The following is a 15282-nucleotide window of genomic DNA, read 5'->3' as shown; positions in this document are numbered from 1 at the left end:
AGTTTAGCATTGCAGCCTTGCGGCATTAATGGGGCTATTCCGGCCGGTGCATGGAGCGGGGCCGGATGCTATTTACCCAATTTTGCGTACAATTCGTTCATTTCTGTTACCAGCTCGTCTCCGCCTGTCTTCCGCCATACATCAAAGGCTGATTTCAGTCCGGCTTCGTCAATTTGTCCGACAATAAACTTGATGCGCGCATCATTGATAACATTATCAAGCTGTGAGCCTTTTTGTGTATAAACAGTAGAGATCAGTGCTTCAGCCGGGTTAACCACGATGGTTGCTTCATTTTGTTTTTGCAGCTCTGTCTGCTTATTCCGCAGCTCCGTTTGCTTAACCTGCTTAGCAGCTTTTGCATTCTCATCCGGGATATAAGGAACCATCTGATTGAGGCCTTCTACTTCAGATTCCAGCAGAACAGTATCAGTTGAACGTTCTACAAAACCATCCACGAGGTTGTAGTGAACGCCCTCAATTCCGAATCCTGTCAGCGTTTGCAGCTCCGCATCATTCACCTTGTCCAGGAAAGCCAGCACCCGCTTCAGCTCATCCTCAGTTTTGACAGAGGATTTCGGGATAGCCAGCATACCGGCGAAGCCTGAAGTCGGGAGTGTATGCAGTTGTCCGTCGGCTCCCTTAACGCCGCCAATAACATCCATGTAGTGACGGTCTGGCTCATCCTTGCCGTCCTTCTGTAATGCAGCGTGAATCTTATCGTCAATACGTGCCGCAGTGTCGACAACATCGACAATAACGCCTGCCTGGTTGTTAACAACCGGATCAGTCCACTTAGAGCTGTCCATAACCGCGAAGTCGGAGTTGACCAGCTGCTCATCGTACAGCTTTTTCATAAATTTAAGCGCTTCCACGTACTCCGGATATTCATGCTCAGGTACAAGCTTGCCATCCTGGACGCCCCATCTGTTTGGAGATCCGAACCACAGCTTGATCGCATCAAAGCCGCTGGCCCAGCCGCCGGTCCACTTTACCATAACCATGCCGTAGGTGTCATCCTTGCCGTTACCGTCCGGATCCTGCTCTTTAAACGCTTTCAGCATATTGTAGAACTCATCCACCGTCTGCGGAGTCTCAAGGCCCAGCTTATCCAGCCAGTCTTTGCGGAATACTACACCGTTGCGGCCCAGTGCCCGGCCTCTGTAAATTCCGTAGTTTTTGCCGTCAATGGCCGAGTTGTTCAGAATGACCGGGTTAGCTTTGCTCAGGTTAGGATAATCCTTAAGGTAGGGTCCAACCTCCCAGAAAGCACCGGATCTTGCCGCATTGACAAAGCTCGAAGCCTTAACATCGCCTACATAAATAATATCGGGCAGCTTGCCTGAGGCAAGCGTAATGTTGAATTTATCGGTATACGAAGCATTCGGTACCCATTCGAAATGGATATTGGTATTCGTCAGCTCTTCCAGCTTGGCTGCAACCGGGCTGTCGTCCTTTGGATAGTTGGTTTTAAAAATCGGCAGCATCAGCGTCAGATCCAGCGGCTTCGCTGTTTCCGTTCCCGCAGTAGCCCCGGCAGCCCCTTCATTGCCTGCAGCCCCGTTTGTCCCTGCTGCATTATTTGCGTTATTGCCTCCGCAGCCTGACATCACACTTACAATCATAATAGTTGACAGTAGCGTAAACAACCGCTTTTTGAATTTAATGGATTTCTTTCCTGCTGAACTTAGAGTTTTCATGATTGGCCTCCCTTTATATGTTAGCATAACAGATTAACCTTTGACTGAACCGAGCATCACCCCTTTGGCGAAGTGCTTTTGCAGAAACGGGTAGACACACATAATCGGAAGTGTACCGACCACGATTACGGCCATTTTGATCGACTGCTCAGGCGGCTGGACAAAATTCGGATCCATCAGGCTGAGGTCGCCGGCTGCCGACTGGGACAGCATAACGATCTGGCGCAGCATGACCTGCAGCGGCCACTTGGACGGATCATTGATATAGAGCAGCGCCGAGAAGAAGTTATTCCAGTGTCCTACCGCGTAAAAGAGCGTAAAGGTCGCCAGCACCGGCTTTGAGAGCGGAAGCACGATTTTCCACAGCAGGCCAAGCTCGCTGCAGCCGTCAATCCGTGCCGCCTCCTCCATTTCCACCGGAAGCTCCTGGAAGAAGTTTTTAACGATAATCAAGTTGAACGCGCTGATTGCCCCCGGCAAAATCAGGGCATTTAAGGTATCCAGCAGCTGGAGATCACGGATGACCAGGTAAGTGGGGATCATGCCTCCCCCGAACAGCATGGTGAAAATAACCATATTGAGGATCAGATTGCGGCCCATCAGATAGCGTTTGGCCATCGGATATGCCATCGTCACGGTGAAGAACAAATTGACAATTGTCCCGATAACCGTTACATACAATGACACCCCGATGCTTCGTACAATTGTATCCGTTGAAAAGATAAATTTATAGGCATCAAACGAGATCGTTGTAGGAATCAGGAAGACCGCACGCTTTGTAATCTCCGCCTCCGTTGCGAACGAACCGGCGACTACGAACAGAAACGGCAGGATGGCGGCGATTCCGATAATGCCTAGGATAATATAATTGAAGATGTCAAAGGTGATCTCACCTGTGCTCCGATATTGCTTCTTAACCACGCAAACAGCCTCCCTCTTAGTAAAGTCCCGATTCGCCGAATTTCTTGGCGAGCCAGTTGGTGCCGAGCACCAGTACAACCCCGATTACCGATTTGAACAGTCCGACAGCCGTACTGTAGCTGAATGCCCCCTGGGTAATCCCCAGCGCATATACATATGTATCAAAGACTTCAGCAACCTCACGGTTGAGCGCATTCATCATCAGATAGATCTGCTCGAACCCGTTGTCCAGAATGGTTCCCATCCGCAGAATCAGCAGAATAACAATGGTGCTGCGGATCGCCGGCAGTGTAATATGCCAGATCTGCCGCCAGCGGCTTGCCCCGTCCATAACAGCAGCTTCATACTGCTCTACATCGACACCGGCCAGAGCTGCAAGGAAGATAATTGTTCCCCATCCGCATTCCTTCCAGATCGTCTGGAGGATGATCATCGGCCGGAACCAGTTAGGGTCGGCGAGGAAGTCGATTTTGCTGCCTGTATACGTATACAGGAATTCATTGACTGCTCCGCCCTGAGTGGTCAGAAACACATATGATATACTGGCGACGATTACCATTGATATGAAATGCGGCACATAAATCAGCGTTTGAATCGTCCGTTTATAGAAGGACAGCCGTATTTCATTTAATAGCAGTGCCAGTATAATCGGTGCCGGGAAAAAGAACACCAGATTCAGCAGTGACAATACAAGTGTGTTACGCAGCAGCATGAAAAAGTCCGGATTCTGGAAAAATGTGCGGAAATGCTCAAGTCCGACCCATTCGCTTTTCATGAAGCCCAGGAAAGGCTGGAAATCCTTGAATGCGAGGAGAATCCCCCACATCGGCACATATTTAAACAGCAGAAAATACAGGAGTCCCGGGGTTAGCAGGATGTAGAGCCATTTATCGCGCTTCAGACGTTTGAAGATCAGCTCCCGCTTACTGCGGTAGGCGCTGCCAGTATGAATCTCCGCTGTTCCCATCGCCGCTCCTTGTTTCATTACATTCACCTCCGATAGGATATGCAGCCTTGTCTATTCTCTTGGGCTGCGGTTCCCATTATGTCCCTGTTACATTTTTCCGGCAATCATACTTTTTGGATTGCACTGCATCCGGCTTGGTACAGCACGCTTCAATAAAGTGCAAAGCCGGCAAAACTTTACTATTGCCGGCCTGACAGGCGGCAACTATGATGCCGGAAGATTAAAAGCTTTCATTATAATCACCAGGAGGTACGCACAGTGAAGCAAAAACTGTATTACGGCGCAGCTTGGTATCCCGAGCTGTGGGGAGAAACGGAGCGGCAGCAGGATCTTCGGCTTATGAAGGAAACCGGGATCAACCTGGTCCGCATGGGCGAGTTCATCTGGTCGGAGCTGGAGCCTGAGGAGGATGTTATTGATATCCGCCCGTTTGCACAGCATGTCCGGCTGCTGCATGACCAAGGCATTGATACCATTATGTGTACACCGACCGCAACGCCGCCTATATGGCTGACGCACGGGCATCCCGAGCGGCTGTTCGTCAGGGCAGACGGGGCGGTAATGGGCCACGGGTCCAGACAGCATATCTGTACCAATAATCCGTATTTCCGGCAGCGGGCAGCCATTATCGCTGAACATTTAGCCAGGGAACTCGGTAAGCTGCCCGGCCTTATTGCCTGGCAGCTGGATAATGAGTTCAAAGCACATGTAGCCGAATGCATGTGCGGAACCTGCCGGGTGCTGTGGCAGGAGTGGCTCGAGCAGCGCTACGGCAGCATTGACAGGCTGAACGAGGCTTGGGGAACCGCTGTTTGGAGCCATACCTATCAGTCCTTTGGGCAGGTGACACAGCCCGTGGCCACTCCGTTCCTGCATAACTCCTCGCTCGTTACGATGTACCGGCTGTTCCAGATGGAAAAGATCGCTGAATTTGCCTCTGAACAGGCAAGTATTCTGCGCCGCTATTCAGATGCGCCCATCACCCACAACAGCAGCGTTGCCTTTCATGTGGATAATGAGCAGCTGTTCAAGGAGCTGAATTTCGCTTCCTATGACACCTATGCCTCCCAGGCCAACCGGCATGCCTATCTGCTGAACTGTGATCTATGGCGTAATTTCAAGCCGGGCCGTGATTTCTGGCTGCTTGAGACAAGCCCGGCCCACGCCGGCTCCCTGGCAAATTACGGACAGCCGCATCCGGACGGCTACCTTACAGCCGAAGCAGTGTCCGCGTATGCGCTTGGAGCCGGGGCTTTCTGCTACTGGCTGTGGCGGCAGCAGCGCTCGGGCAGCGAGCAGACACACAGCTCGATTCTTAGCGCATGGGGTGACCCCGCGCTCGGCTACGATAATGTACGGGCCGCTTCAGCAGCACGTATGGCAATCGAGCCGCATATGCTGGCTACCCGGCCGGTGCAGGCCGAGGTTGCCATCACCTATTCGGACCGGGCCAAGGCTTATCTGGCTACTGAGCCGCACCGGAAGCTGAATTACCGCTCGCTGTTCGGAGATTTCTATAAGCGGATTGTAGACATGGGCATCCACCGCGATCTGGTACCGGAAGGCGGCGAGCTCACCGGCTACAAGCTGCTGTTCACCCCCTTTGTGCATTATCTGTCACCTGAGTATTTGCGGAGAGCACTGGCATTCGCGGAGGCTGGCGGCATCTGGATCGCCGGCCCGCTGAGCGGCGGACGCACAGCAGAGCATACGCTTCATACGGATGCTGCGCTGGGTGAGCTTGAGCGGTATGCAGGCGTGCATACCAAATACGTCTACCCGATGGAGGGGACCGGCAGCATCGGGCAGGCCTTTGGCTTGTCCGCGCCGCTGTCCTTATGGAGCGCGGTGTTTGAGCCGCTGCCCGGCGGAGCTTCCGTGATCGGTGAGATCACGGAGGGCCGGACGCCGGGCCTTGCCTTTGTGACCGAGCAGCCGTATGGCCGGGGGGCCATCGTAATGCTCGGCTCGCTGCCGGCCGGCGGGGACGGCGATCAGCTGCTGCAGGCGCTGATCGGGCATTATGCCGGCCGGGCCGGCGTGACACTGCGCAGCGATGTCACTGCCGGCACTGTGGTGTGCCCGCGGCGCGGGGACGCGGGCGAGCTGTGGACCGTCGTGAACATGGACGGTCTCGGGGGCACTGTGATCCTGCCGCGCAGCGGGCAGGATGTGCTTGCCAGCCGGGCTGTGCCAGCCGGCCCGCTGGCACTTGAGCCGTATGAATACCGGCTCATTGCGCTGGAGGAATAAAGCGCGGCTTTGCACCGCGGACCTAACCAGGCAACAAAAAAGCAGTATGCCGCCGGAATTGATTCCGCTGCATACTGCTTTTTGACTATTTGAAGTTACTGGTTTTAGATAGCGGATTCCCACTTAACCTGGTTAGAAGCACCCTGTCGATCATTCCCGCCAACTAACTAATCTTCTTCTACATAGCTGCACTCCGTACAACTAAAACAGCGGTTTTTCCACGAAAAACACATATAAGTGTATTTCATACAATTAAAATGTCCGCTTAACCCCTCTTAGGCCAATATGGGCAAAAATAGCTGCACAGATTACACTTATATCGCGCGGCGGCAGCAATTTACCGTTTTTAATTGCACAAACTGCAACTAAACCTCACACTTAGCAGTGCTTGTCATAATAACAGGCTGTGCGTGGATAAGCAATAGCTCTTCATTAGCTCTTCATTAGCTCTTCATTAGCTCTTCATTAGCTCTTCATTAGCTCTTCATTAGCTCTTCATTACTCCACAATAACCCCGCAACAATTCTACCGCTGCAAAGCTCTGCCGCATCACATTGTCCAATCTTAATCCAAATCCGCACCATTCGAAGCAATCGCCTTCTGGTACCAGTAGAAGCTTTTCTTTTTGAACCGGTTCAGTGTACCATTGCCCTCATCGTCCTGATCCACGTAGATCACACCGTAACGCTTGGACATTTCGGAGGTTGAGGCACTGATGATATCAATCGCTCCCCAACTGGTGTAACCCATCACGTCAACGCCGTCCAGAACAGCTTCTTTTACTTGTGTAATGTGCTTGCGCAGATAGTCGATCCGGTAGTCATCGTTGATTGAACCGTCTTCCTCCACCTTATCTTTTGCCCCGAGACCATTCTCCACGACGAACAGCGGAAGCTGATAACGGTCGTACAGTTCTTTGAGCACGATACGCAGGCCGATCGGATCAAGCTGCCAGCCCCACTCGGTTACCTGCAGGTTCGGGTTTTTCACTGTGCTGAACAGATTGCCGCCAGTAACGCCGTATTTCTCCGGGGCTACTGTCGAGATAAGTGAAGTGTAGTAGCTGAAGGAGATGAAGTCTACTGTGTGCTCACGCAGCAGCTGCTCGTCTCCCGGCTCAACAACGAGATTGATGTTATTTTCGGCAAAATACCGCTTCACAAACGGAGGATAGCTGCCCCGCGCCTGCACATCGGTATGCAGCAGATTAAGCTGGTTGTCCACCTGCGCCTGATGTACATCCTCTGGGCTGCTGGTTGCCGGATAGTGAATCATGCGCGCCAGCATGCAGCCAATGCGGAATTCCGGATTGATCTCGCGGCCCTTTTTCGTTGCCATACTGCTGGCCACGAACTGGTGATGCAGCGCCTGGTAAGACGCTTCACGGATATTATCGACTGTATCTTCAACCACGCCGCCGCCGGTGAACGGTTCAATGACGGTAGTGTTGATCTCATTAAAAGTAAGCCAGTATTTAACCTTATTCTTGTACCGGGTCATCACTGTCTCTGCATACTTTTCATAAAACCCAATCACCTTGCGGTTTCTCCAGCCGCCATAGTTCAGCACCAGCGACATCGGCATTTCATAGTGGGACATGGTAACCAGCGGCTCAATCCCGTATTTATGCATCTCGTCGAACATATCGTCATAGAACTGCAGCCCTTTTTCGTTCGGCTCGGCATCATCCCCATTAGGGAAAATACGCGCCCAGTTAATCGACATCCGGAACACCTTAAAGCCCAGCTCGCCGAATAGAGCGATATCCTCCTTATAACGGTGGTAAAAATCAATCCCGTAGCGCTTCGGATACCCCTCAGCCGTAGTGTGCTGCATCCCCCGCTGAATAGATTCACTGGTGACATGCATCAGCTCTTTCAGATTGGTATAATCCTTTTTCTTAAAATAAGGCACCATATCTGCGGTGGACAGCCCTTTGCCGTCCGCATCAAATGCACCTTCCGCCTGATTGGCCGCGATTGCGCCGCCCCACAAAAAACCTTCCGGAAACCCTTGCTGTATGCTCAATGTGCCCATCTCCTTGGTTTTTATATAGATTGAACTGTAAAGTGTAAATTTTAGGATTGGCCGTGGCTCCAGAGTAATTTGGATTCCGGCCGCTGTTGTCTGCAGATGTTTGGATTTAACTGCTACTAAATAGATAGAACTGGTGAATTTTCCGTTTAGGAATTGGCCGTGACTCCAGGAATATTTGGACTTCCAGCCGCTGTTATGTTTGGATTTCCTGATTAAAACCGCTGAGCGCAGTAGAAATCCAAACACAAAGGCGGACGCTCCGCTCCTCCAGTTCCAAAATTCTCCTCCGCCACTTTTCCCTTAATTTAGGTTTTCAAGATCAATCTATATAATATTTTTTACAAAAACTGCTCTGTATCTGCTGCGCCTCTAATACATTCCTGGTTAGTACTACAAAATTGATCTAATTGCCCGGGAAATTCCCGAATTAGGTACGGATTCATGTCGTCTACTGTCCAGTCTTGAGACTTCACCCAGCATGGCTTAACGTCCAACCTACAGCTCCGCCCGCACCACCGGCTCACCAAACCCAACCGGACCCAGCTTAATCGGCAGAATCTGCTTGTAGTCTGCGGTGTTTGTAACAACCATCGCGGTAGTAATATCATAATTCTGGGCGATCTGCTCCAGATCGAAGGTCAGCAGCTTGTCGCCTGCCTGTACCTGGTCACCGGTCTGCACATGGGCTTCAAAGAACTGCCCGCGCAGCTTAACGGTGTTGATGCCGACGTGGATCAGCAGTTCCATGCCGTTCGCATCACGGATGACCATCGCATGTTTGGTTTTGAACACGTTCATTACCGTACCGCTAACTGGAGATACCAGCTCACCTACTGTCGGCACAAAGGCAATCCCCTTGCCCATCAGCTCATCACCAAAGGTAGGATCATTGACCTCTTTTAAAGGAATCGCTTTACCTGTCATAGGTGCATATGCTGTGCTGTCTGCAGATGCAGAAGCCGCTTCTACTTCAACCACTGCCGGTGAGGCAGCCTGCGGTGCTTCATTAGCAGGTTTAGCCGCAATATTGCCTGAAATCTGTTCAGCATCATCCGCCTCTTCCTGGAATCCAAGCAGCACTGTAACGACAGCGCCGACTACAAAGGCAATAACCATCCCGCCAAAAGCGTACCAGAACGTCTGGCCCACCAGTCCCGGAAGACCCGGAATACCACCGTTACCGGCAAGTGCGTATGCCTTGGCTCCAAAAGCCAGCGCGAAGCCGCCCCCTGCCGCGCTACCGATCATCGCCGCGATGAACGGCTTTTTGTATTTCATATTCACACCGTACATTGCCGGCTCAGTAACACCCATAAGCGCGGTGAAGCTGGTGGATAGCGCTACAGATTTCAGCTTTTTATCTTTTGCCCGGAAGAATACACCCAGTGTTGCGCCAGCCTGTCCCATATTGGAAATGTAGGTCAGCGGCAGGAATTTGTCGAAGCCAAGCGTAGCCAGATTGCTGATGATAACCGGAACCAGCGCGTAGTGCATACCCGTCATAATGATCAGGGCCATTGCGCCCCCGAGGACGATACCGGAGATCAGCCCGCCTTCATTGAGCAGCCAGTTGATGCCGCCGGACAGGCCGTCGCCGATAAAGGTTCCCAGCGGTCCGATTGCAATCAGCGTTACAGGAACCATAATAAGCAGCGAAATTAACGGAACTAGCAGTAATTTCAGCGATGGCGTGATGAAACGGTCCACTGTCTTTTCAACATAAGAGAGCAGCCATACAGCCAGCAGGATCGGAATAACCGATGAGGCATAGGATACAGCTGTAACCGGAATGTTTAGAAAAGCAACCGGATTACCACTCGACAATAACGCGCCCATATCCGGATACATCAATGCCGCACTTACTCCAACCGCAATAAACGGATTGCTGCCGAATTTCCGGGCTGCACTGAAGGCAATCAGAATCGGCAGGAAGTAGAACACACCGTCACCGATGGCGGAGAGAATCCGGTACGTATCCGTTCCGGTTGTCAGCCATTCCAGCGTTACAAACAGGGCCAGCAGCCCCTTGAGAATACCTGCAGCTGTAATAGCCGGCAGCATTGGCGCAAATACGCCTGCGATCGTTTCAAAAATCTTCAGGATGACGTTCTGCTTCTTTCCATCCTCTTTTTTGCTGCCCTCGCCGCTTTGCTTAAGCGCCGGGTAAGCTTTTACCATCTCATCGTAGACCTTAGGCACGTCATTACCGATAATAACCTGGAACTGCTCGCCTGAGATGTTGGTGCCCATGACCATATCCAGCTTTTTGAGCGCAGCCTGATCGGCCTTGCTGTTGTCTTTAAGCTCAAAACGCAGCCGGGTTACACAGTGGTACACCGAGTTGACATTGTCCACCCCGCCCACGGACTGGACGATTTGCTGTGCCGTTTCCTGATGCTTCATCTTACTTCCCCCTATTTTTGGCAACTAAAAAACCCGAACGAACACACCGACTCCGCGCCCCCGCGCGTGCCGTGCCTCATCCGGGTTTTGCCTGATTGAACAGTAACAAGCCCTTGTTATTTACTTTTCATCAGCCGCTCCAGATGCAGCGTCAGATAGAGCTGCTCGGAATGCGTCATGACATAATCATAGTTTTTGAGAATAAACGTTTCGATCTTGATGATACACTTGAACGTCTCCGGGTAATTCTTGCGGACAACCTCGTACAAATATTCCTCCGTGTCATCATGACTGGAATGCGTGATTACCCGCTGGCAGAAATATTTGAGATGCGTAATGAATCTGAAATAGTTGACGCTGTCCTCATCCAGATCCACACTGAAATGATATTTGATGATGTTCATAATCTCCTGCAGCAATTGCATCAGATGCGTCACATCGTTCATCGAATCATTGACTTCAGCATTTATGAAATGAAGCGCAATATTGCAAATCTCATCTTTCGGAAAATCTATCCCCAGCCGCTCCCTGAGAATCGTCAGCGCTTCCTTGGCCACATCATACTCAGCCTTATAGAAGTGCTGCACCTCCCACGACAACGGGTTACGGACAATCTGGTCCCGCGCCATCCGCTGTACAGCAAAGTTAATATGATCTGACAGGGATACATAAATCCCGTCACTGATCTGCTTATTCAACTGCATGCGCGCCAGACTGACAATATCATCTGTCACCTGCAAAATTTCGATCGGCACCTCGGTCACAATCGCTTTGAAGCGCTCGTAGATGGAGGCATCCTGCAGACGGAAGATTTTTTCAATCCGCCCTTCATCGATCGTGTCGCCTGCACGGAACTGGAAACCGATACCCCGGCCGAGGATAAGCAGCTCCTGGTTCTTGTCATCAAGCGTACTGACGATGTTGTTGTTAAAAATTTGTTTGATGATCACTGTAAACCCACCTGTGTTTGAGGAATCAAAAAAGGGCAAAACAACAATGGACATGACAGAATCATTTCCACTGTGGTTTTGCCCGCATTACCGGTAACAAGCCTCGGAAACAATTTAACACAAGCTGAAAACGGTGTCAACCACCCTTAAAAAAATCTGCAACCTAATTTTAACCAGACAAAGTCTGAACTATGCATCCGCACTGCATACTAAAAGTACAAATCCCACCCGATGATCAGCGCACTGAACAACACAGCCGACAGGCCGGACAGCACGTACATTACTTTTCTCATTCCTCTGCTGTTCGAGCGCCGCAGCTTCAGGAGAAGCATTACAATATACCCCGCAGCCAGTAAGACATAGATGATGTTTATTATGAGGTTCACCCTGACTTCGGCATAATTGGCATATGCGTAATTGCGGTTTAGCAGAACCAAATTATTTATGATAAACATGAGCCCTGCCGTACTGATTAAATAATGATATTTGTCCAAGCCGGATGCAGGACCGGACACTCTCCTGATCTTCCGTATACTGAGGCGTATTAAACCGTTAATGAGTGCATATAAGGTAATTGCTGCACCAAACCCAAAAACAATCTTCGAAATGGTGACACTATAAACTGCTAGTCCTTTAAGCGGCAGATAATCACTATACTGGGCAGAAATTTTGATAACCGCTCCTTGATCATTCCTTATAAAATGCTCTGAACCCGACTGGTATTGCGGAGTATAGGCGTAGGGAGCAAACTGGTTAGAGGATTGCTTACCATTCCACGTATACATCCGGCTGTTGACTGCTGTAATCTCAACCGGATCAAGATACCCGTAAATCTTAGCAAACCCTTCAAGCGCACGCCTCGCAGGCAGATAAGTGCCTTCTACCTCTGAGCTATCCGGAAGTTCTCCATTGTAGGATTCCGGACTGTAGGTGCCAAAGACCTGATCGACAAGCTCTGTACAGTACTGATATTCGTGCCGCTGGTTGACCATAACAATCATTCCAAATCCGGAAGAGGGATCCATTACAAAATTACCCGAAAAACCATACCGGTTTCCACCGTGCTCCAGCGTCGGTACAGCGTGCTCTATCACCCAGAAGCCGTGGGCAATCCTCGGAATATCCGTGCCCTCAACATTCAGGCTGGGTGTCAGCATTTCCTGAAGTGTAGCATTACTCTTGAACAGCGGGCTTACCTTCCCTTCGGGCGGCATAAGAGCAGCCATAAATTTGGCCAGATCCGCTGTTGTGCCGATTGTACCGCCTGTGGGATAAACCCCTTCATACCCGCGGCTGTTCTTGATCAGCTTCATTTCCTTTGTATAGCCCTGGATCTTGCCTCTCGCGGCATCTACAACCGGATTATCCTCATGCGTTGGATGAATGGAAGTAGCATCCATCCCCAGCACATCAAAGATATGCTCATTAACATACTCATAAAACGGCTGGCCGCTCTGCACTTCAACAATATAGCCCGCCAGGGTTGCGCCATAATTGGAATAGGCCACTACTTTTCCCGGCCTGTAGACCTGCCGGGGTTCATAGACCTGCAATTCCTCGGACAGCTCGGAAACCTCGTCTTTGGTCAAATATAAGCCGTCCGTAAACTGCTCCTGCCAGCCCCCGTTATGATGCATCAGGTTCAGCAGCGTAATCGGATCATCATATTTCAGCTTCTTGAAAAAGCCTTCCGGCAGATACTCACGGATATCCGTCTGCAAATCCAGCTCTCCCTGCTCCACCAGCTGCATAATACTGGTCCAGACCAGCAGCTTCGTTATGGAAGCCCATTCAAACACCGTGTCCGTATCCGCTGCAATCTGGTTCTCTACGTCAGCCAAGCCGTACGCTTTATTGAATATAGTCTGTCCGTCCTTAACGAAAGCGACAGACACGGCTGCTGTTGTCTCCATACGCGCAGGAGTCATATAAGAATTGATAACATTCTCAAGCGAAGACAGCTTGATTCCAGAGGGGGTGACATCTTCAGCCGGAGCAACCGCTCCTTCTGCCGCATAAGCGGGGAGACCTGCAGACAAAAGCAGAAGGACAACGGTAAGACAGATAAACAACGGCTTATAAAATACGCAGCGGGTATATTTTTTCATGTACAGCCTCCTTGTATGATGTCAAAAGCCTAAAAGTACAAATCCCAACCGATAATCAGCACACTGAACAATACAGCCGACAGGCCGGACAGCACGTACAATATCTTTCTCACCCTTCTGCCCTCGGTACGCCGCAGCTTCAGGAGAAGGAATACTATGTATCCGGCGGCCAGCAGACAATAGAGAATGTTTATTATAAGATGAACTCTAACCGTAGCGTAGGAAGTTAAGCCAATATTACGGTAGGTCATAATAACATTATTCAGAACCAGAAGCAGACTGGAAGTATTGATTATTAAATGGTACTTTTCCAAGCCGGGTAACGGTCCGGCCATTCTTTTGATTTTGCGTATACTGAAGTGTATCAATCCGTTAATAAGTGCAAATAGGGTATAGGTTATCCCAAGCGCAAGAACAACCAGCGTAATTCTTACACTATATACAGCAAGACCTGTTAGGGGAAAATAATCACTGCTTTGAATAGAAAGCTTATCAACCTCACCCTGATCATTTCTTACAAAGTATTCATTGGCCGACCAGTGTACCTTAGAGTAAGCATCAGGTGCAAATTGGCTGGAGGGCTGTTCATTCCAGTTATACGTGAGGTTATTTACAGCAACAATGTCCACCGTATTCAAGTAGGCATCTATCTTTCCGAAGCCGTGAACCACCCGCCGTGCCGGAAGGTATGTCCCCGCGACCTCAGAAGTGTCCGGCAGCTTACCGCTGTAAGACTCCGGTCTATAGGTGCCAAAAACGCTGTCAACCAGCCCCGTAGAATATTGCCATTCATTCTTTTGATTCGTCATCACGATCATCCCGAATTCAGAAACAGGGTCAAACACAAAATTGCTTGTAAAAGCCGTCGTATTGCCCCCATGCCCCAGCGTTCGGACTGCGTATTCGTTTACGAAAAATCCGTGGGCAATCCGTGGCATATCAGTGCCTTCATACATCAGGCTTGGAGTCAGCATTTCCTCAAGTGTTGTATTACTCTGAAACAACGGGCTCGTGCTGCCAGCCGGCGGGATAAGCGCGGCCATGAACTTTGCTGCATCTGCCGTTGTTCCGAGTGCACCTCCTGCCGGATAAGTACTGATATGCAATTGATTCTGCCGAATCAGCTCTCGTTCTAATGAATAGCCTTGAATCCTGTCTCTTGCAGAGCCGACAGCCGGATTATCCTGCTGTGTCGGATGAATGGAAGTATGCTCCATACCCAGCACATCAAAAATATGCTCATTAACATATGCATAAAACGGCTGACTGCTCTGCAGTTCAACAATGTAGCCTGCCAAGGCCGCACCGTAGTTGGAATAGGCTACTACTGTCCCTGGTTTATAAACCTGCCGTGGTTCAAAGATACGTAGCGCCTCAGCCAGATCGGGAACCTCTTCCTCCTGCAAATAATATAAACCTGTATACCGGTCCTGCCAGCCTGCATTGTGATGCATCAGATTGAGCAGCGTAATCGGCTCATCATATTTCAGCTTCTTGAAAAAGCCTTCCGGGAGATACTCGCGGATATCTGTCCGCAAATCCAGCTTCCCCTGCTCCACCAGCTGCATCACACTGGTCCAGACCAGCAGCTTCGTGACGGAGCCCCATTCAAATACCGTGTCTGTATCGGCGGCGGTATTATTTTCAACATCCGCTAAGCCGTAGGCTTTATTGAAGACCGTCTCACCGTTTTTAACTACCGCGACAGACACACCGGCACCGGTCGCTTGGCGGGCAGCAGTATTATAAGTATCAATAACATTTTCAAGTGAAGACAGCTTGATTCCGGAGGGGGTAACATCTTCAGCCGGAGCAACCGCTCCTTCTGCCGCATAAGCGGGGAGCCCTGCAGACAAAAGCAGAAGGACGACGGTTAGACAGATAAACAATGGCTTATAAAATGCGCAGCGGGTATATTTTTTCATGTACAGCCTCCTTGTATGATG

General features: G+C 50.4%; 9 protein-coding genes. 1 reads left to right on the top strand and 8 read right to left on the bottom strand.

The window, feature by feature from the left end:
• Window positions 1-68: 68 nt before the first annotated feature.
• The 3 genes from R70723_RS08535 to R70723_RS08525 are packed head-to-tail and all read right to left on the bottom strand — an operon-like array spanning window position 69 to window position 3603.
• Entirely contained in the window at window positions 69-1697 is a 1629-nt protein-coding gene (locus R70723_RS08535; protein WP_039871374.1) for an extracellular solute-binding protein, read from the bottom strand.
• A gap of 33 nt (window positions 1698-1730) precedes the next feature.
• Window positions 1731-2618, bottom strand: coding sequence for a carbohydrate ABC transporter permease (locus R70723_RS08530; protein ID WP_039871373.1), 888 nt, complete (start codon window positions 2616-2618; stop codon window positions 1731-1733).
• A 16-nt stretch (window positions 2619-2634) separates the two neighbouring features.
• The gene (locus tag R70723_RS08525; RefSeq protein WP_039871370.1) at window positions 2635-3603 is read right to left on the bottom strand and encodes an ABC transporter permease; all 969 of its coding nucleotides are present in this window, start codon (window positions 3601-3603) and stop codon (window positions 2635-2637) included.
• A gap of 240 nt (window positions 3604-3843) precedes the next feature.
• Here R70723_RS08525 and R70723_RS08520 point away from each other — a divergent pair, with 240 nt between their 5' ends.
• On the top strand, window positions 3844-5838 hold the full coding sequence (locus R70723_RS08520; RefSeq protein WP_039871368.1) for a beta-galactosidase: 1995 nt from the start codon (window positions 3844-3846) through the stop codon (window positions 5836-5838).
• Window positions 5839-6402: 564 nt separating this feature from the next.
• On the opposite strand, the gene R70723_RS08515 is transcribed toward R70723_RS08520, so the two are convergent.
• The 5 genes from R70723_RS08515 to R70723_RS08495 all read right to left on the bottom strand — a co-directional run bounded on the left by R70723_RS08515 (window position 6403) and on the right by R70723_RS08495 (window position 15261).
• Entirely contained in the window at window positions 6403-7875 is a 1473-nt protein-coding gene (locus tag R70723_RS08515; protein WP_039878447.1) for a glycoside hydrolase family 1 protein, read from the bottom strand.
• Between the two features lie 495 nt (window positions 7876-8370).
• Entirely contained in the window at window positions 8371-10278 is a 1908-nt protein-coding gene (locus R70723_RS08510; protein WP_039871366.1) for a beta-glucoside-specific PTS transporter subunit IIABC, read from the bottom strand.
• A gap of 116 nt (window positions 10279-10394) precedes the next feature.
• The gene (licT, locus tag R70723_RS08505) at window positions 10395-11228 is read right to left on the bottom strand and encodes a BglG family transcription antiterminator LicT (protein WP_039871363.1); all 834 of its coding nucleotides are present in this window, start codon (window positions 11226-11228) and stop codon (window positions 10395-10397) included.
• A gap of 209 nt (window positions 11229-11437) precedes the next feature.
• Window positions 11438-13336 carry a serine hydrolase gene (locus R70723_RS08500; RefSeq protein ID WP_052421236.1) on the bottom strand — a complete coding sequence of 633 codons (1899 nt, stop codon included), beginning with the start codon at window positions 13334-13336 and terminating at the stop codon, window positions 11438-11440.
• Between the two features lie 29 nt (window positions 13337-13365).
• Window positions 13366-15261 carry a serine hydrolase domain-containing protein gene (locus tag R70723_RS08495; protein ID WP_052421235.1) on the bottom strand — a complete coding sequence of 632 codons (1896 nt, stop codon included), beginning with the start codon at window positions 15259-15261 and terminating at the stop codon, window positions 13366-13368.
• Between the last annotated feature and the right edge of the window lie 21 nt (window positions 15262-15282).

It is taken from the genome of Paenibacillus sp. FSL R7-0273, from assembly GCF_000758625.1.
Lineage (GTDB): Bacteria > Bacillota > Bacilli > Paenibacillales > Paenibacillaceae > Paenibacillus_AQ.
This window is presented reverse-complemented; position numbering and strand designations above follow the sequence as displayed.

Coding starts and splice junctions, on each gene's coding strand:
- R70723_RS08515 (WP_039878447.1), bottom strand. CDS start 7,875: ATGGGCACATTGAGCATACAGCAAGGGTTTCCGGAAGGTTTTTTGTGG.
- R70723_RS08525 (WP_039871370.1), bottom strand. CDS start 3,603: ATGAAACAAGGAGCGGCGATGGGAACAGCGGAGATTCATACTGGCAGC.
- R70723_RS08495 (WP_052421235.1), bottom strand. CDS start 15,261: ATGAAAAAATATACCCGCTGCGCATTTTATAAGCCATTGTTTATCTGT.
- R70723_RS08535 (WP_039871374.1), bottom strand. CDS start 1,697: ATGAAAACTCTAAGTTCAGCAGGAAAGAAATCCATTAAATTCAAAAAG.
- R70723_RS08500 (WP_052421236.1), bottom strand. CDS start 13,336: ATGAAAAAATATACCCGCTGCGTATTTTATAAGCCGTTGTTTATCTGT.
- R70723_RS08510 (WP_039871366.1), bottom strand. CDS start 10,278: ATGAAGCATCAGGAAACGGCACAGCAAATCGTCCAGTCCGTGGGCGGG.